Here is a 17,945-nt window from a genome sequence, read left to right on the forward strand (position 1 = left end):
ACCCTAGCGCATGGCGTATGGAAGAACAGGCCAATTTATTCGACGATCGCCGCCTTTGACCCACTCGTGTCAGAGACCGAGCAGGGGCCAGAGGACCATGCCGAGGCCGATGATGCTGACGAGGAAGATCAGCGTGCGGATCATGGGGATGCCGAGCGCGTAGACGGGGAGGTAGGCGAGGCGCGCGCCGAGCCAGATCCAGGCGCCGAGCGCGGTCATGTCGCTGGTGCGGCCCGCCAGCACCACGCCGATCAGCGCGACGATGGCGATCGGCAGGGTTTCCTGGAAATTGGCCTGGGCGCGGGTGAGGCGTCCGGCGAGCGGATGGAGTGGCGGGAGTTTTTCGTCGCGCGCGCCCATATTCCAGCGCGGGCCATATTGTTTGGTCTTGAAATGCGCCGCTGCGAAGATGTGGACGAGCAGCAGGACCATCGACCATGCCAAAATCGTCAGTTCGACAGCCATAGCGCGCGCCTCCATTGGGATAAGGGGCGCACGCTATGGCATTGCGGCGGGCGCGACAAGCGCTGGATGTGGCGCGCGCTTAGAGGCTGAAGCCGACGCGGGCGATCAGGCGGTCGCCGGCATGGGTGCGGGCGGGGCCATCGATGCTGCTGCCAGCATAGCGGATGCCGGCGAACCATTGGCCGCGATACCAGTCGAGTGCGACGCCATGGTCCCAATAATTGCCATCGGGGCGCAGGCGGGCGGCGGCGAGGGGATCGCGCACTTTGCCGGACGAGCGGCCGACATGGCCCGACAGGGTGAAGGGCGTGCCGGGGACGGCGACGGCGGCAGCGGCGGAGACATAGAGATTGTCGCCGCCGATCGCCGATTGGCGCGGGGCATAATGAGCGGCGATATCGACGCTGGCCGGGCCGATGAGGAAGCCCGCCTGTGCGCCGACTTCGCCATAGCCCTGATCCGAGGCGCCGGGGAAGAGATGATAGCGGCCCTGGGCGGTCAGCCGCCAGCCGCCAATCTGCTGCGACCAGCTTGGGCCGATGTCGATCGCCGCGTCGGCGCCGCCATGGCGGGTGCTGCCCCATAAAGTGGTGGCTGCGCCATCGAGGCTGAGGCCGGAGGTGACGGGGACGGACAGGGTGCTGCGCAGCACCGGGTCGCCCTCGCTCCAGCTGAGGCCCCGGCGGCGTTCGTCGCTGGCGGCTTCGAGCGTGGCGGAAAGGCCGCGATCCTGCGCGATGGCGGGAAGGGCATGGACGGCGAGCCCGAATGCCGCTGCCCATGCCACCCGCATCCTGATGGGATCAGTTCGACGCAAGCGCGCGCACCGAATCCAGTTCCGCCATCAGCGGCGCACGATCACGCTCCGCCATCGCCACAAGCGTCGACTGGATGCGATCGCCATGCTGGGCCAGCACCCGCTGTTCCAGCCGGTCGTCGCGCGCGCAGGCACCGGCTTCGCTGCCGGAAAAGCGCGTGTCGCTGGCGAGGGTGCGGGCGAGCGCGGGGCCATGGTCGAGCTTGCGATCGACGACGACGGTTGCGGTCCACTTGCACCGCTGCATGTCCATGCGGTTGGGCGTCTTTGCGCCCACGGTACGCGCTTCGACGTCGGCGCGGGCGGTGTAGAGCGCCTGCATCGACGTGCCATGATGATCGAGGGTTACGCTATGCGTGGCGGCAGCGGCCGCCAGCGCGATGAGAGTTAGGCTCATTATCATTCTCCTGCGTTGCGGCGTCGGGCTATGTTGTCCGATCGCCTGCCGCGGATGTAGGTCCGCTCTGTTGCCCGTTCATTGCCAAAGGGCAACAAAGTCCTGCCTGATCAAGCCGCAGCCTTGGCCAGCCCCTTCGACAATTGCAAGGCGCCGTTGAGCCGCGCGGCGGAATCGGCCCAGGCGCGGTTGACGACGATCTTGCTGTCGGGACGCAGGCGGGCGACGCCGTCGAGCCGCTGGACATAGGCGATGAGGCCCGCCGGATTGGGGAAGCTGTCTTCGAAGAAGCTGACGAGCGCGCCCTTTTGGCCGACATCGATCTTGGCGATATTGGCCTTCACGCAATTCTGCTTGATCTCGATGATCTTGAGCAGGTTTTGCGTAGGGGCTGGCAGTTTGCCGAACCGGTCGATCAGTTCGGCGGCGAAGGATTCGAGCGCCTGGCGGTCCTCCAACTCGTTGAGGCGACGGTAGAGGCCCATGCGCAGGTCGAGGTCGGGGACATAATCGTCGGGGATCATGATCGGCGCATCGACGCTGATCTGCGGCGAGAAGCTGTCGCGGCGGATTTCGAGGCCGACGCCGCCCGCCTTGGCATCCATGATCGCTTCTTCCAGCATCGATTGGTAGAGTTCGAAGCCGACTTCGCGGATATGGCCCGACTGTTCGTCGCCGACGAGGTTGCCCGCGCCGCGAATGTCGAGATCGTGGGAGGCGAGCTGGAAGCCTGCGCCGAGCGTGTCGAGGTCGGACAAGACCTTGAGCCGCTTTTCCGCCGTTTCGGTGATGATGCGGTTGGCGGGCGTCGTCATATAGGCATAGGCGCGCGTCTTCGACCGGCCGACGCGCCCGCGCAATTGGTAAAGCTGGGCAAGGCCGAAGCGGTCGGCGCGGTGGATGATGAGCGTGTTGGCGCTGGGGATATCCAGGCCGGATTCGACGATGGTGGTTGAGAGCAGCACATCGTAGCGCTTGTCGTAGAAGGAGGACATGCGTTCTTCCACCTCGGTCGCCGACATCTGGCCATGGGCGACGACGGAGCGGATTTCGGGGACGTCGGTGCGGAGAAACTCCTCGATTTCGGCGAGGTCGGCGATGCGGGGGACGACGAAGAAACTCTGTCCGCCGCGATAATGTTCGCGCAGCAGGGCTTCGCGGATGACGATGCCGTCCCAGGGCATGATATAGGTGCGCACCGCGAGGCGATCGACCGGCGGCGTCTGAATGACCGAGAGTTCGCGCAGGCCCGACATCGCCATTTGCAGCGTGCGCGGGATCGGCGTGGCGGTGAGCGTCAGGACATGGACGTCGGTTTTGAGCGACTTCAACCGTTCCTTGTGGGTGACGCCGAAGCGCTGTTCCTCATCGACGATGACGAGGCCGAGCCGCTTGAAGTCTATACCCTTGGTCAGCAGCGCATGGGTGCCGACAACGATATCGACCGTGCCGTCGGCGAGGCCTGCCTTGACCGCCTTCGCCTCCTTGTCGGTGACGAGGCGGGAGAGGCGACCGATATTGACCGGGAAGCCGCGGAAGCGTTCCTCGAACTGCATATGATGCTGGCGCGCTAGCAGGGTGGTCGGGCAGATGAGGACGACCTGCATCCCCGCCATTGCCGCGACGAAGGCGGCGCGCAGGGCGACTTCGGTCTTGCCGAAGCCCACGTCGCCGCAGACGAGGCGATCCATCGGCTTGCCCGATCCCAGATCCTCGATCACGTCGCTGATCGCGCGGTCCTGGTCCTCGGTTTCCTGATAGGGGAAGCGATCGACAAAGGCAGGGTAGCCCGCGACATCGGGTTCGGCGACGGTGGCGGCGCGCAGCGCGCGTTCGGCGGCGGTTTTCAGCAATTCACCCGCAATTTCGCGGATGCGCTCCTTCATCTTGGCCTTGCGCCGTTGCCAGGCTTCGCCGCCCAGCTTGTCGAGGCCGACGCCATCGCTGTCCGATCCGTAGCGCGAGAGGACTTCGAGATTTTCGACCGGCACGAACAGCTTGTCGCCGCCCGCATAGCTCAAGGCGACGCAATCATGCGCCGTCTTGCTGACCGGAATCTGGGTCAGCCCTTCATAACGGCCGATGCCATGGTCCATGTGGACGACGAGGTCGCCGGGCGACAGGGTGGCGAGTTCCGCGAGGAAGGCGTCGGTATTCTTCTTGCGCTTGGCGCGGCGGACGAGCCGGTCGCCCAGCATATCCTGTTCGGTCAGGACCGCGACGTCGGGCGCGGCAAAGCCATGGTCGAGCGGCAGGACGGTGAGTGTCACGCTGCCATTGGCGGCGATGCCGAGCGCTTCCTGCCAGCCATCGGCGGCGGCGAGGCGCTTGACGCCATGGTCGAGCAGCAGGCCGGACAATCGTTCGCGCGCGCCGCCCGAATAGCTGGCGATCACGACCTTTTTCTTCGCGCGTTGCAGCGCGGCGATATGTTTGCCGACCGCTTCGTAGATGTTGATATTCTGCGCGCGTTCGGGGGCGAAGTCGCGCGGGCCATCGACCGCGAAGTCCAGCACATCGGCGCTGGCGGGTTCGTGGAAGGGGGTGGTGGCGTGCATCGGCCGGGTGGCGACCGCGGCGTTCCATTCGGCGCTGTCGAGATAGAGCAGGTCGGGCTTCAATGGCCGATAGGCACCGGGGTCGGAGGTTTTGGCCTGGACCCGGTTGGCATGATAGTCGCGGATCGCTTCAAACCGGGCATCGGCGGCCCCGGCGACGCCATGGTCGCGGACGATGACGGTGTCCGCGCCGATATGGTCCGCGAGCGGGACCAGCTTCTCCTCGAACAAGGGCAGCCAATGTTCCATGCCCGCGAGGCGTCGGCCTTCGCTGACCGCCTGATAGAGCGGATCGCCGGTGGCGGTCGCGCCGAATGTTTCGCGGTAGCGGCTGCGGAAGCGCTTGATCGTTTCCTCGTCCAGCAGCGCTTCGGAAGCGGGGAGCAGGGTGAAGCCGTCGATGCTGCCGGTGGTGCGCTGGTCGGCTGGGTCGAAGCGGCGGACGGTTTCGATCTCGTCGCCGAAAAAGTCGAGGCGGAGCGGTTGCTCCTCGCCGCCGGGGAACAGATCGACAATGCCGCCGCGTATCGCGAACTCGCCGCGATCATGCACGGTGTCGGTGCGGACATAGCCATTGCCCTGCAGCATGGTGGCGAGGCGCGTGATCGCGATCCGCTCCTTGGGCGCGAGATGGGCGACGAGTTGGCGCACGCGGAAGGGGGTGAGCGTCCGCTGCGTCATGGCGGCCAGCGTGGTGACGACCAGTTGCGGTGCTTTGGGCGTGGCTTGAAGCGCGTGCAGGCCCGCCAGGCGCGCCGAGGCGGCGCGCAGCGAGGGGCTGGCCCGGTCATAGGGCAGACAGTCCCAGGCGGGGATTTCGATGATCCCGATCTCCGGCGCGAAATAATGGGCGGTGTCGGCGATGGCGCGCATCTGCTGCTCATCGGCGGCGATGAACAGCGCGCGGGCCTGACCCGACCCATAGGCGGCGCGGGCGATGTCGGCGAGCAGCCAGGGCTGAAACCCGGCAGGCACGCCCGACAGGGTCAGCGGGGCTTTGGCGCGGAGGATGGTTTGGAGATCGGTCATTGTCACTACTCGTCCCCCTCCCGCTTGCGGGAGGGGTTAGGGGTGGGCTGGTCGAACAGAGGTAGAGCAGGCCCACCCCCGGCCCCTCCCGCAAGCGGGAGGGGAGCAGGTCAGTTCTCGATCTTCACGAAATCGAGTTTCAGGAATTTGTCCATCATCGCGCCTTTCCATTGCTCGGGCACGGGGATGGTGCCCAAGGCCCAGCCGATGATGTCGGCATCCTGTTCGTCCATGAAGCGTTCGAACCAGGCGATGTCGGCTTCGTCCCATTCGGCATGATAGCGTTCGAAATAGCCGCCGACGGTATAGTCCGCTTCGCGCGTGCCACGGTGCCAGGCGCGGAATTTCATGCGGCGCATCTGGGGATTGTCGTTCATGGTCATTCCCATTTCCGTTCGTCCTGAGTAGCCATTGAGCGAAGGCGAAATGGCGTATCGAAGGGCCGGTGCTTCGATACGGGTCTTCGACTTCGCTCAGCCCCTACTCAGCACGAACGGGAGTAGGGTTGAGCAAAAACCGCCGGGCCGAACGTGCGTTTGAGTATATGTCCTGCCTGGAGTAGAGCGCAGCAGATAGACATGCGACCCGATATTCTCAATCCGCTCTTTGCCGAAATCTCTGTCCTTAAGGGCATTGGCCCGGCGCTGGCCCGCCCGCTGGAGCGGCTGGGGCTGGCGCGCGCGGTCGATATCGCCTTTCATTTGCCGGTCAGTTGGGTCGACCGGCACCTGACCGACGAACTGGACATGGCCGATGCGGGGCGGGTGATCGGCATCGAATTGACGCCGGTGGACTATAAGGCCAGCGGCGGCGCGCGCACCCCATTTCGGGTGCAGGCGACCGACCGGTACGGCAATTATGTCTCGCTCGTCTATTTCGGCAAGAATAGCGGTTGGCCGCGCAAGCTGTTGCCGCTGAACGAAGCCAAATTCGTGTCGGGCAAGCTGGAAAGCTATGGCGAGACGCTGCAGATCGTGCATCCCGATGTGCTGCCGCCGGAGGAAGCGGGCAGCGTTCCTGCGCGCGAATCGGTCTATGGCCTGTCCGACGGATTGACCAACAACCGAATGCGCGACCTGGTGGCGCAGGTGCTGGCCCGTGCGCCCGACCTGCCCGAATGGATCGAACCCAGCCTGCTGGCACGCAAGGGCTGGCCGGGGTGGCGCGAAGCGCTGGCGCGCATCCATGCCGATCCGTCCGACGCCCAGGCGCGCGAGCGGCTGGCCTATGACGAGATTTTGGCGGGGCAGTTGGCGTTGATGCTGGTGCGGCAATCGTCGCGGCGGCGGCGGGGCGTGCCGATTGCGGGCGACGGGCGGCTGCGGGCGATGCTGAAATTGCCGTTCGCGCCGACCGGGGCGCAGCGGCGCGCCTTCGGTGAGATCGAGGGCGACATGGCGCAGGCGACGCCGATGCTGCGCCTGCTGCAGGGGGATGTGGGGTCTGGTAAGACGCTGGTGGCGCTGATGGCGCTGCTCAATGCGGTCGAGGCCGGGATGCAGGGGGCGATGCTGGCCCCGACCGAAATATTGGCGCGGCAACATTATGAGACGCTGCGCAAGATGGCGTCGGGCTTGCCAGTCGAGATCGCTATCCTGACCGGGCGCGACAAGGGGAAGGTTCGCGAGGCGACGTTGATGGGGTTGGCCGATGGCAGCATCGACATATTGGTCGGCACCCATGCGATCTTTCAGGAAAAGGTGCAGTATAAGGCGCTGGGGCTGGCTGTGATCGATGAGCAGCATCGCTTTGGCGTGGCGCAGCGGATGATGCTGGCGAACAAGGCGGCGCAGGCCCCGCATCTGCTGGTGATGACGGCGACGCCGATTCCGCGCACGCTGACGCTGACCTATTATGGCGAGATGGAAGTGTCCAAGCTGGACGAGATGCCGCCGGGGCGGCAGCCGATCCAGACGGTGGTGATGGCCGCGACGCGACTGGACGAGGTGGTCGATGCGCTGGCCCGCCATGTGGGGAGCGGGGGGCAGGCCTATTGGGTGTGCCCGCTGGTCGAGGAAAGCGAAACCAGCGATCAGGCAGCGGCCGAGGCGCGGGCGGAATCGCTACGGCTGCGTTTTGGCGAGGCGGTCGGGCTGGTCCATGGCCGGATGAAGGGGCCGGACAAGGATGCCGCCATGGAGGCCTTTGCCGCCAACCGGACGCAGATATTGGTCGCGACCACGGTGATCGAGGTCGGCGTCGATGTGCCCAATAGCAGCCTGATCATCATCGAGGGGGCCGAACGCTTCGGCCTGGCGCAGTTGCACCAGCTGCGCGGGCGGGTGGGGCGCGGCGACAAGCCGTCGGTCTGCCTGCTGATCCGGGGCGGCGGGCTGGGCGAGACATCGCGCGCGAGGCTGGCGTTGATGCGCGAGACCAATGACGGTTTTCTGATCGCCGAGGAGGATTTGCGGCTGCGCGGCGCGGGCGAAGTGCTGGGCACGCGGCAGTCGGGCGAGGCGGCGCTGAAGCTGGCGACGCCCGAACATATGGCCGCGCTGATCGACCCGGCGCGCGATGATGCAAGGCTGCTGATCGATCGCGATGGCGGGCTGGACAGTGCGCGCGGACAGGCGGCGCGGGTGTGCCTGTATCTGTTCGAGAAGGATGCGGCTGTGGGGTTGCTCAGGGGGGGGTGACGGGTCGCGATTATTGCCCTCTCCCGTCTTCGCGGGAGAGGCTACGGAGACTTGGCAGCGTGCTGCCTAGTCGCAGTCGGTGAGGGTCTTCTTCGCTAGGGTTTGCCAGACAGTAAGACAGACCCTCACCCAACCCTCTCCCGCGAAGGCGGGAGAGGGCTAAGAAAAGCAGGCCGCCGGCTGAGCGCGACGGTGGGTTGCAGCGCGCGCGAGCGGGTGGGGAACTCCAAACCTTCGGCAACCATGCTGCACTTGCGAAACAATCGGCCTACTGCCGCGTTTTCGTGGGATGGACCTCAGCCTGACCCATATCACATCGACCGCCGCCGTTTCGATCGCGCTCGCTGTCATCACTGCCTTTCTCGTTCACTGGGCGCTCTACGCGATCGCGTTGCGGCTTGTGCGGCAGCGGATGGACCCGGTGTTGTTGCCGGCGCTGTTTCAGCCGACGCGGTGGCTGGTGGTGTTGCTGGCGCTGGGGGCGGGGGTGCAGCCACTGGAGTTGGGGCCGCGCGTCGAAGGGCTTTGGTCGATCGGGTCGAAGATGGTCTTCGCGCTGCTGGTTGGCTGGCTGCTGTTCCGGCTGATGCGCGCGACCCGCGTGATGATCGAGCGCAGCGCCGATATCAACGCCGAGGATAATCTGAAAGCGCGGCAGCGCCACACCCGCGTCCGCATCCTCTATCGCATCGCGCAGAGCGTCATCGCGGTGCTAGTGATCGCGATGATATTGATGGCGATCCCCGGCGTGCGGACGATCGGCGTGACGCTGGCGGCGTCGGCCGGTCTGGTCGGCCTGGCCGTGGGTGCGGCGGCCCAGCCAGCGCTCAAAAATCTGATCGCGGGCATCCAGATGGCCTTTTCCGAGCCGATCCGGCTGGACGATGTGGTGATCGTCGAGGGCGAATGGGGGCGGATCGAGGATATTACGCTGACCTTCGTCGTGGTGCGAATCTGGGACGATCGGCGCATGGTGGTGCCGGTATCCTATTTCCTCGAAAAGCCGTTTCAGAATTGGACGACCAAGACGTCGGACCTGTTGGGCACCGTGTTCCTCTATGTCGATCCGACCGCCGATGTGGCGCGTATCCGCGAGAAGCTGGTGGAAGTGACGACCGCCAACGCGCGCTGGGACAAGCGGGTCGTGCTGTTGCAGGTGACCGACCATCGCGCCGATGCGCTGGAACTGCGCTGCTTGCTGTCGGCGCGCAATGCCGGGGTGGCGTTCGACCTGCGCTGCGATGTGCGAGAGGCGATGCTGGACTTTTTGCGGACCGAGATGCCCGAAGCGCTAGTGCGCGGGCGGCAGCGGATCGAGACGGCGGAGGGGGCGGCGATGCTGCCCTTTACCAGGCCGTCCGACGCGGCGGGATGAGCGCCATCAACGCGTCATAGATGCGGGGCTTGATAGGCTCGATGAACTCCATGCCGATCCGGCCATCTTCGACCCAGCGAATGTCAGCGGGCATGTCCTGCACCAAGGGGAGCCACACCGTCACGCGCTCGCCCACCGGCACCCTGTCGTCACTGCGGCACATGAGGCCGAGCGGCGACAGGTTGATGATCCGCACACTATGGGCGCGGATGTCCACAGTGACATGGCTGACCAGGTCAACAAGATCGCGGCGCGCCCGGCGCTGATCCACGGCGGGATCGCGGGATTGCAGGACATGGTTCAGACTGGAAAGGAGGTTGGACATGAGCGCAACCTGCCGTTTCCGTTATGAACGGCGTGCTGACAGAAGCGGTTAATGTCAGCCTAAGCCTTTATTCCCCTTCAGGCGACGATAATACCGTGCTTTTTCGCGCCAAAACTCAATTTGTCGCCTGCGTTCAGCATCATGGCCGGATCGGTCACGACCTGACCGTTCACGCGAATCGCGCCCTCGGCCAGCTTGCGCCGCACTTCCTTGTTCGATGGCGCAAAGCCAAGGCCAGCGGTCGCCTGAACGACGGTCAGGCCGTCGGCGCCGAGGCCGACGGTCGGCAGGTTGGCGTCGGACGCGCCTTCCTCGAACGTTTTGCGCGCGGTTTCGGCGGCGGAGGCGGCTGCGTCCGTGCCATGGGCCATTGCCGTGGCGGCATCGGCCAGCAGTTTCTTGGCACGGTTGATTTCCGCGCCGCCAAGCCGTTCAAGTTCGGCAATCTCTTCAAGCGGCAGGTCGGTGAACAGGCGCATGAAGCGGCCGACATCGGCATCCTGCGTGTTGCGCCAGAATTGCCAATAGTCGTAGGGCGAGAGCGCATCGGCATTGAGCCACACCGCGCCCTTGGCGGTCTTGCCCATCTTGCCGCCGTCCGCCGTGGTGATGAGCGGGGAGGTGAGGCCGAAGACCTGGGTGCCATCGACCCGGCGGGCAAGTTCGATGCCGTTGACGATATTGCCCCATTGATCCGACCCGCCCATTTGCAGGCGGCAGGATGCGCGACGCGACAGTTCCAGAAAGTCGTAGGCCTGCAGGATCATGTAATTGAATTCGAGGAAGCTGAGCGATTGCTCGCGGTCGAGCCGCAGCTTGACCGAATCGAAGCTGAGCATCCGGTTGACCGAGAAATGCTGGCCGATGTCGCGCAGGAAGGGGATATATTCGAGCTTGTCGAGCCAGTCGGCATTATCGACCATGATAGCGTCGGTCGGGCCATCGCCGAAGGTCAGGAAGCGTTCGAACACGCGCTTGATGCTAGCGACATTTTCCGCGATCTTTTCGTTGGTCAGCAACGAGCGGGCCTCGTCACGCAGCGAAGGATCGCCGATCTTGCCGGTGCCGCCGCCCATCAGGACGATCGGCTTGTGCCCGGCCTGCTGCATCCGCCGCAGCATCATGATCTGCACCAGGCTGCCGACATGAAGCGAGGGGGCGGTAGGATCGAAGCCGATATAGCCCGGCACCACCTGGCTTACGGCCATGGCGTCGAGGCCGGCCGCGTCGGTTAGCTGGTGGATGTAGCCGCGCGCTTCGAGCAGGCGCAGAAGATCGGACTGATAGTTGCTCATGGGCCGCGCCTGTAGCATTGGCGATGCGTGGCGAAAAGTCCCTCATCCGTTCGGGCTGAGCTTGTCGAAGCCCCTTTCTTGTTTCAGAACGGCCCTTCGACAGGCTCAGGGCGAACGGAGTACGAGGAATGCTGGCAATTGGCCTGATGTCCGGAACGTCGCGCGACGGGATCGACGCGGCGCTGATCGAGACGGATGGGGCGGGGGCGGTGACGCCGGTCGCTTTTCACGCCAAAGCCTATGAGGACGGGTTTCGCGTGCGGCTGGCGGAAAGCTGCACGCGGGCGATGGCGATGGACGCGCCGGGATTCGAGCCGCTGATCGCATCGGTCGAGAGCGAGCTGACCGAGTTGCATGTCGAGGCGGTCGCGGACCTGCTGGGACGCAGCGGGCATGTGGCGCAGGATATTGGCGTGATCGGCTTTCACGGCCATACTGTGGCGCACCGGCCCGATCGGGGCTGGACCTGGCAGATTGGCGACGGGGCGGCACTGGCGGGGGCGTTCGGCATTACGGTGGTGGGCGACCTGCGCAGCGCTGATGTGGCGGCGGGCGGGCAGGGCGCGCCGCTGATGCCGGTCTATCATCGCGCGCTGGCGGAGGGGCTGACGAAGCCCGCCGCGATCCTGAACCTGGGCGGCGTGGCCAATATCACCGCGATCGGGACGGACGGCGATCTGGTCGCGTTCGACACCGGCATGGCGAGCGGGCTGATCGACAATTGGATGCAGGCGCAGGGCGATGCGGCCTATGACGAAGGCGGCGCGGTGGCGGCGCTTGGCCAAGTGGACGAGGCGCGGCTGGCGGCGATGCTGGCCGATCCCTGGTTCGATTTGCCACCGCCCAAGAGCATCGACAGGGAAGCGTTCACGATCGACGCGGTGCTGGGCCTGAGCCTGGAGGACGGCGCGGCGACGCTGACCGCTTTTTCGGCCGCAGCGGTGGCGCGCGCGATCGACCATCTGGCGGTACGCCCCGCCTGCATCCATGTCGCGGGCGGGGGGCGGCATAATGCAACCTTGATGGCGATGCTGCGGGCGCAGACGGGGTTGAACGTGGTGCCGGTCGATGGCCTGGGCTGGGACGGCGACGCACTGGAGGCGCAGGGCTTTGCCTATATGGCGGTGCGTTCGATGCTGGGGCTGCCGATCAGCTTTCCGGGGACGACTGGCGTGCCGGAGCCGATGACGGGTGGGGTGGTGTTCAAGGCGTAAAGGGGCGGTCTCGTCCTTTTGGGAACGAGACCGCCTGCCGCTTCAGGCAATTGTCTTTTCGACCGTCAGTTTCTCGTCCTTTTGCATGGCCGTGACGGCGCTGTCGATCTGCGCAAGGGCGGCATCCCGTTTTGCGATCAGGTCGGACCTGCTCGCCAGCAAGTCCATTGGGGTCGCGCTATCATTTGTGACCACCTTGCTGGGATCAGCCCCATTTTTGCGCATTGTTTCAATGCTGCTATCAAGCGTGTTCAGCGCCGTTTCGAACGTGCCGGCAACCTGAGCGCGTTTTTCCTGCAACGTCGCGAGATGACATTCGAACAAAGCGGCTGTGCGTTGAGCGGCTGTTTCCTTTTGACGAGCCGCCAGCGCCATGGCGTCAGAGCCGAGTTCGTCGCCGCGCGACTTGAGCTTTTCTGCTTCAACTACGAAATTGCGCAGCGTGACTTCGGGGATTTTTACGAACCATTCCTTCCGGTCGGAGTGAATTTCGGGAATATCCAATTTGAAGTCGGTGCGGTCCATTTTCGTTTCGGGAATATGCATTTTGATTTCGCGTCGCTGCATCGTCGTGACCGGGACGTGGGCGATGATATCACTCCACTCCACCTTGCACTTGGGAATCCAGCCTCCGCTGCAGCGAAATTCGGGGTACTGACCTACCTTCTTTGCTACCATCGTAATTACGGGCTCATCCCACGACATCGCCCGCAAATTCATCGTTACCTGTGGCAGGTCGAGCGACATCGCTTTCGTCTTCATCACGACAGTCGGGATATCGAAAATCAATTTCTGCTCGACCATCTTTATGTCGACGGTGCCGGATATTTCGGCCTTGCCTGCATCATTTTTGATGCTTTCAGATCGGCTGGTTATGTTTTCCTGATCTTTGGCGAACAACGCGGTGATTTCGTTGATCGCAGCCTCTTGTGCGGTACATTCATTATCTTGCGCCAGCGCGACCGCTGGAAAGGAAAGAGCAAGTGCAGGAATAATATAGACGGCACGCATGAGTCTTCTCCCACCTGTTATGGCAAGACAAAGGCTGGTCCCATATCGCTAACGTAACAACGAGAGTCTGGACCGTTTCGATGCCAACTGTCGCGCAGCACCGAAACCTATCCGATATGGATCAATCTACCGCTTCCGCGTCAATTCCCGCATCGCTTCGTCTATCCCCTCGATTGTCAGCGGATACATGCGGTCGTTCATCAGGTCGCGGATCAGGCGGGTGGACTGGCTATAGCCCCAATGGGCCTGCGGCGTGGGGTTGAGCCAGACGGTCGCGGGGTAGGTGTGGGCGACACGTTCGAGCCAGACCGCGCCGGATTCCTCGTTCATATGTTCGACCGATCCACCCGGATGGCTGATTTCATAGGGGCTCATCGCCGCGTCGCCGACGAAGATCACTTTATAATCATGGCCATATTTGTGGAGAATGTCCCAGGTCGGCGTGCGCTCGGCGAAGCGGCGGCGGTTGTCCTTCCACACGCCTTCATAGAGGCAATTGTGGAAGTAGAAAAATTCCAGATTCTTGAATTCGCCGGTCGCGGCGGAGAATAATTCTTCGCACAGCGTGACGAACGGGTCCATCGATCCGCCGACGTCGAGGAAGAGCAGCAGCTTGACCGCATTATGCCGTTCGGGGCGCATGCGGATGTCGAGCCAGCCCTGGCGCGCGGTGCCGCGGATGGTTTCGTCGAGGTCGAGTTCGTCGGCTGCGCCCTCGCGCGCGAAACGGCGCAGGCGGCGAAGCGCGACCTTGATGTTGCGGGTGCCCAGTTCCTTGGTGTTGTCGAGATTGGCGAAGTCGCGCTTTTCCCAGACCTTGATCGCGCGCTTGTGGCGCGATTCCCCGCCGATGCGGACGCCTTCGGGATTATAGCCGCCATGGCCGAAGGGCGAGGTGCCGCCGGTGCCGACCCATTTATTGCCGCCCTGATGCCGCCCCTTCTGCTCCTCCAACCGCTTCTTGAGCGTGTCCATGATCTCGTCCCAGTCACCCAGCGACTTGATCTTCTCCATCTCTTCCGCGCTCAGATATTTTTCCGCGACGAGGCGGAGCCATTCTTCGGGGATGTCGGCCTCGACGCCTTCCGCGCTGAACACGCCCTTGAACACCTGCGCGAAGACCTGGTCGAAGCGGTCGAGCAGGCCCTCATCCTTCACATAGGTCGCACGGGCGAGATAATAGAAATCCTCCGGGCGGCGGGCGATGACATCGCGGTCGAGCGCTTCGAGGAGCAGCAGATGCTCCTTGATGCTGGCGGGAATGCCTGCCGCGCGCAGGGCGTCGAGAAAGTTGAGCAACATGGGAAGGCTTGTCGGACAGGGCGCGCGCCGATGCAAGCCGGTCGCGCGATCATAACGGCAGCACAATATTAAGTGTTGCAGTGCAGGGTTAATGCGTCACTATCCAGATATAATTGATGCTGCGGGGCGCGCTTGAAAAACGGGGATTTATTGGCCGATTTGGGCGAAAGGTCGGGCGACATTGCATTGCAATGCAGCGAAACGGCCGGGTTTCTGGGCGCGCTCAATCACCGTATCCAAGGCGATGCCGCGCAACTGACCGATTTGCAGGCGAATATGGATGCGCTGGCGGCCAGCCATGGCGAAAGCGTGACGGCGGCGCAGGAATTGCGTCTGACCGCGCGGCGGGCCGGGCAGATCCTGGCCGAGGGGCATGATGTCATCACCCTTTCGATCGGTGAGCTGACGGGTCTGGTCGAGCATGTCACCGGGCTGGAGGGGCATTTGCGCCAATTTCTCAGTGTGATCGAGGCGGTCGGCGATGTGTCCGACGAACTGGGTGCGATCGCGCGGCAGACGCGGTTGCTCGGCGTCAATGCCGCGATCGAGGCGGCGCGCGGGGGCGCAGCGACGCAGGGCTTTGCCGTTGTGGCGGACGAAATCCGGCGGCTGGCGGGACAGGCTGGGGAATCGGCCGCGTCGGTCGGCGACACGCTGCACCAGCTCGATCGCGATGCGCGTCAACTGATCGGCGGCGTCGAAGCCAATATCGTGCGCGGGCGCGGGGTCGGTACCCATATCGACCGGCTGCGGCTGAGCATGGCCGAAATCGCATCGCTGGTGACGCAATTTGGCGAGCGATCCGAGACGATCGTCGCCTGCACCGATGCGGCCGATGGTGACGTCGCGGCGCTGCGCCACGGGCTGGCGACGTTCCGCCAGTCGGCCAGCGAAAGCGCGGCGCGGGCGGACGAGGCGCGGGTGCAGCTCGAAGGGCTGGAGTCTATGGCCAATGCCATGCTCAACAGCGCGGCGCACGGCCCGCAGCGCACGCGCAACAGCCGCTATATCGCACTGGCTGAGGAGGGCGCGGAGGAGATCGGCGCGCTGATCGAGCAGGGGCTGGCCGACGGACATATCGACATGGCGCAGCTATTTGATGTCGATTATCGCCGCGTCGCGGGGTCGGACCCGGCACAATATCAGACCGGCTTTACCGCCTTTGCCGACGCGATGCTGCGCCCGGCGCTGGACCGGCACACGGCGCAGGACAGCGCGATCGTGGGCTGCTGCCTGATCGACATGAACGGCTATCTGCCGACCCATATCAGTGCGCGTAGCCAGCCGCAGCGGCCCGGCGCGCATGACTGGAATATGGAACATGCGCGCAACCGGCAAATCTTCATGGACAGCCAGACCCGCCGCGCACTGGACGGCGAGGGCGATTTCTTCCTCTACACCTATCGCCAGGATCTGGGCGAAGGCCGCTATCGCGCGCTGCGCAGCGTGTTCGTGCCGCTGCTGTTCGGCGGGCGACGCTGGGGCCTGTATGAGGTGGGTTACCTCATCTGATTGGCCTGCACCAGCGTCACCTCGCCGGTCGCGGTGTAGGCGGCGGTGGCGCTCGCCTTGGCGGTGTGGGGATCGTCGCCGTCGAGGATGGCCGCGACCTGGCGGGGGCTGGGGACGCGGTCGTAGGTGCCGTAGAGGTCGGTCTGGCCGACCATGTGGATCGACAGCTTATAGCCTGCGCCGCTGGTGGCAGGATCGAAGGCGAGGACGGTGCCGCTGTCATCGACGGGCACGATGATCGCGCCGTCGGCGCGGCCGACCTGCTGCAGCATGTCGTAACTGCCCTGCGCGGTGGTGACGGTGCCGCGCACGCAGAGCGCGTCCTTGCCCTCGCGCGGCATGCGTACCTCTTGCGGCACGGCTTCGCCGGACCCGGTCGTGCGGGTCAGGCGCGCGTCCTTGTTGGCGGCGACCGGGCACGCTTCGAACCTGGCAGGGGCGGTGGCGTGAAGCGAGGCCGGATCGTTCAGCGTCATCTGCGCGAGCATGGCGTCCAGCCCGGCCAGCACTTCGGCACGGCGTTCGGTGGGGCCGGTGACGCGGATCTTGGCGATCCAGCGGCCGGCATGGACGAAGCCTGCCGCCGTGGTCAGCGCGCCATCGGCCGCATCATCATAAACGGCGCGGATCGCGCGATCGGCCTGGCCCGCGACAGGCGCGCTGGCATAGGCGGTGCGGCGGGTCTTGGGGCCGAAACGCTCCATCACCGCCTTGTCGGTCATATAGGCAGCGAGCGAGGCATCGGCATAGGTGGGCAGATAGACATAGAGCGTCGCCTGCACCGCGCCGTCCTGCGAGACATATTGCGCATAATTGTCGACACCACGCCCGCCGTTCGAGGCCTCGCCGCTCTTGGTGAGTGAGAGGGTGGCGATGCTGTGCGGCAGGCTGATCCCGGCGGCGCTCGCGCGGATGCTGCTATCGGTCGGGGTCCAGGCTCCGGGCGCGTCTTCGGCTTGCGCGGCAAAGGGTGCGGCCAGACAGAGGGCGGCGGTAAAGAGAAAAAGGGCGCGCTTTGGCATTGGCATCCAGCTCCTGATCCAGACCGTCTTGGCGCGGCGTTGAATAGTTACAGGAAGGCTACAGACAATGCGCGCGGGCGCAAGCGGATTCGCGCGAGATTAGGGGTATCCGCGTTGGGGTGAGCCGTTACCTGCCCTGACGACGCGCCATGAAGGCGAGGCGTTCGAACAGCATGATGTCCTGCTCATTTTTGAGCAGTGCGCCGTGGAGCGGGGGGATAGCCTTGGTCGGGTCGCTATTCTGGAGGACGTCGAGCGGCATATCCTCGTTCAGCAACAGTTTGAGCCAGTCGAGCAATTCGCTGGTTGAGGGCTTTTTCTTGAGGCCCGGAACGTCGCGAATCTCGTAGAAAATATCCATCGCTTTGCTCACCAGGATTTTCTGGATGCCGGGGAAATGGACGTCGACGATCGCCTGCATCGTCTGGCGGTCAGGAAATTTGATATAGTGAAAGAAGCAGCGGCGCAGGAAGGCGTCGGGCAGTTCCTTCTCATTGTTCGAGGTGATGATGACCACGGGGCGGTCGGCGGCGGCGATCGTCTCGCCGGTTTCATAGACGTGGAAGGCCATGCGATCGAGTTCCTGCAACAGATCGTTGGGAAATTCGATGTCGGCCTTGTCGATTTCGTCGATCAGCAGCACGGGCAGGGTGGGGGACGTGAACGCCTCCCACAATTTGCCCTTGCGAATATAGTTGGAGATTTCGTGGACGCGCGGGTCGCCGAGTTGGCCATCGCGCAGGCGGGCGACGGCATCATATTCATACAGGCCCTGATGCGCCTTGGTCGTCGATTTGACGTTCCATTCGATCAATGGGGCGCCAAGTGCGGTCGCGATCTCCTGCGCCAGCACGGTCTTTCCGGTGCCCGGTTCCCCCTTCACCAGCAACGGGCGGCGCAGCAGCACGGCGGCGTTGACCGCGACCTTCAGATCGTCGGTGGCGACATAGTCCTGGGTGCCTTCAAAACGCATCATCGTCCGCC

15 protein-coding genes are annotated in these 17,945 nt (G+C 64.4%); 4 read left to right on the top strand and 11 right to left on the bottom strand.

What is annotated here, in order from left to right:
• Window positions 1–69 precede the first annotated feature (69 nt).
• The 5 genes from ACZ2HM_RS01795 to ACZ2HM_RS01815 all read right to left on the bottom strand — a co-directional run bounded on the left by ACZ2HM_RS01795 (window position 70) and on the right by ACZ2HM_RS01815 (window position 5,643).
• A complete protein-coding gene (locus ACZ2HM_RS01795) occupies window positions 70–465 on the bottom strand; it encodes an MAPEG family protein (protein WP_470426069.1) in 396 nt (131 codons plus the stop codon).
• A 79-nt stretch (window positions 466–544) separates the two neighbouring features.
• A complete protein-coding gene (locus ACZ2HM_RS01800) occupies window positions 545–1,258 on the bottom strand; it encodes a TorF family putative porin (RefSeq protein ID WP_470426070.1) in 714 nt (237 codons plus the stop codon).
• 10 nt (window positions 1,259–1,268) lie between these two features.
• Entirely contained in the window at window positions 1,269–1,679 is a 411-nt protein-coding gene (locus ACZ2HM_RS01805) for a hypothetical protein (RefSeq protein WP_037476621.1), read from the bottom strand.
• A 110-nt stretch (window positions 1,680–1,789) separates the two neighbouring features.
• Window positions 1,790–5,266, bottom strand: coding sequence for a transcription-repair coupling factor (mfd, locus tag ACZ2HM_RS01810; RefSeq protein ID WP_470426071.1), 3,477 nt, complete (start codon window positions 5,264–5,266; stop codon window positions 1,790–1,792).
• A 110-nt stretch (window positions 5,267–5,376) separates the two neighbouring features.
• On the bottom strand, window positions 5,377–5,643 hold the full coding sequence (locus tag ACZ2HM_RS01815; RefSeq protein WP_470426072.1) for an FAD assembly factor SdhE: 267 nt from the start codon (window positions 5,641–5,643) through the stop codon (window positions 5,377–5,379).
• Window positions 5,644–5,844: 201 nt separating this feature from the next.
• Between ACZ2HM_RS01815 and recG the strand changes: the two genes are divergently transcribed.
• A complete protein-coding gene (recG, locus tag ACZ2HM_RS01820) occupies window positions 5,845–7,905 on the top strand; it encodes an ATP-dependent DNA helicase RecG (protein ID WP_470426073.1) in 2,061 nt (686 codons plus the stop codon).
• A gap of 289 nt (window positions 7,906–8,194) precedes the next feature.
• Window positions 8,195–9,280: a mechanosensitive ion channel family protein gene (locus ACZ2HM_RS01825; RefSeq protein ID WP_470426074.1), complete on the top strand. Its 1,086-nt coding sequence runs from the start codon at window positions 8,195–8,197 to the stop codon at window positions 9,278–9,280.
• Here the strand turns inward: ACZ2HM_RS01825 and ACZ2HM_RS01830 are convergent.
• Together ACZ2HM_RS01830 and tyrS are read right to left on the bottom strand one after the other, a co-directional pair.
• Window positions 9,252–9,605, bottom strand: coding sequence for a PilZ domain-containing protein (locus tag ACZ2HM_RS01830; RefSeq protein ID WP_470426075.1), 354 nt, complete (start codon window positions 9,603–9,605; stop codon window positions 9,252–9,254). The genes ACZ2HM_RS01825 and ACZ2HM_RS01830 overlap by 29 nt on opposite strands.
• Window positions 9,606–9,682: 77 nt before the next feature.
• Window positions 9,683–10,900 carry a tyrosine--tRNA ligase gene (gene tyrS / locus ACZ2HM_RS01835; RefSeq protein ID WP_470426076.1) on the bottom strand — a complete coding sequence of 406 codons (1,218 nt, stop codon included), beginning with the start codon at window positions 10,898–10,900 and terminating at the stop codon, window positions 9,683–9,685.
• Window positions 10,901–11,028: 128 nt separating this feature from the next.
• Here tyrS and ACZ2HM_RS01840 point away from each other — a divergent pair, with 128 nt between their 5' ends.
• Entirely contained in the window at window positions 11,029–12,114 is a 1,086-nt protein-coding gene (locus ACZ2HM_RS01840; protein WP_470426077.1) for an anhydro-N-acetylmuramic acid kinase, read from the top strand.
• Window positions 12,115–12,156: 42 nt separating this feature from the next.
• On the opposite strand, the gene ACZ2HM_RS01845 is transcribed toward ACZ2HM_RS01840, so the two are convergent.
• Together ACZ2HM_RS01845 and ACZ2HM_RS01850 are read right to left on the bottom strand one after the other, a co-directional pair.
• A complete protein-coding gene (locus ACZ2HM_RS01845; RefSeq protein WP_470426078.1) occupies window positions 12,157–13,125 on the bottom strand; it encodes a hypothetical protein in 969 nt (322 codons plus the stop codon).
• Window positions 13,126–13,251: 126 nt separating this feature from the next.
• Window positions 13,252–14,427, bottom strand: a complete 1,176-nt coding sequence (locus ACZ2HM_RS01850; protein ID WP_470426079.1) for a vWA domain-containing protein — start codon at window positions 14,425–14,427, stop codon at window positions 13,252–13,254.
• Window positions 14,428–14,559: 132 nt separating this feature from the next.
• Between ACZ2HM_RS01850 and ACZ2HM_RS01855 the strand changes: the two genes are divergently transcribed.
• Window positions 14,560–15,939, top strand: coding sequence for a methyl-accepting chemotaxis protein (locus ACZ2HM_RS01855; protein WP_037473475.1), 1,380 nt, complete (start codon window positions 14,560–14,562; stop codon window positions 15,937–15,939).
• On the opposite strand, the gene ACZ2HM_RS01860 is transcribed toward ACZ2HM_RS01855, so the two are convergent.
• Window positions 15,927–16,961, bottom strand: a complete 1,035-nt coding sequence (locus tag ACZ2HM_RS01860) for a hypothetical protein (protein WP_470426080.1) — start codon at window positions 16,959–16,961, stop codon at window positions 15,927–15,929. The two genes, ACZ2HM_RS01855 and ACZ2HM_RS01860, sit on opposite strands and share 13 nt — an antisense overlap.
• Window positions 16,962–17,088: 127 nt before the next feature.
• On the bottom strand, window positions 17,089–17,934 hold the full coding sequence (locus tag ACZ2HM_RS01865) for an AAA family ATPase (RefSeq protein ID WP_037477788.1): 846 nt from the start codon (window positions 17,932–17,934) through the stop codon (window positions 17,089–17,091).
• Window positions 17,935–17,945 lie beyond the last annotated feature (11 nt).

It is taken from the genome of Sphingobium sp. KKT206, from assembly GCF_055640555.1.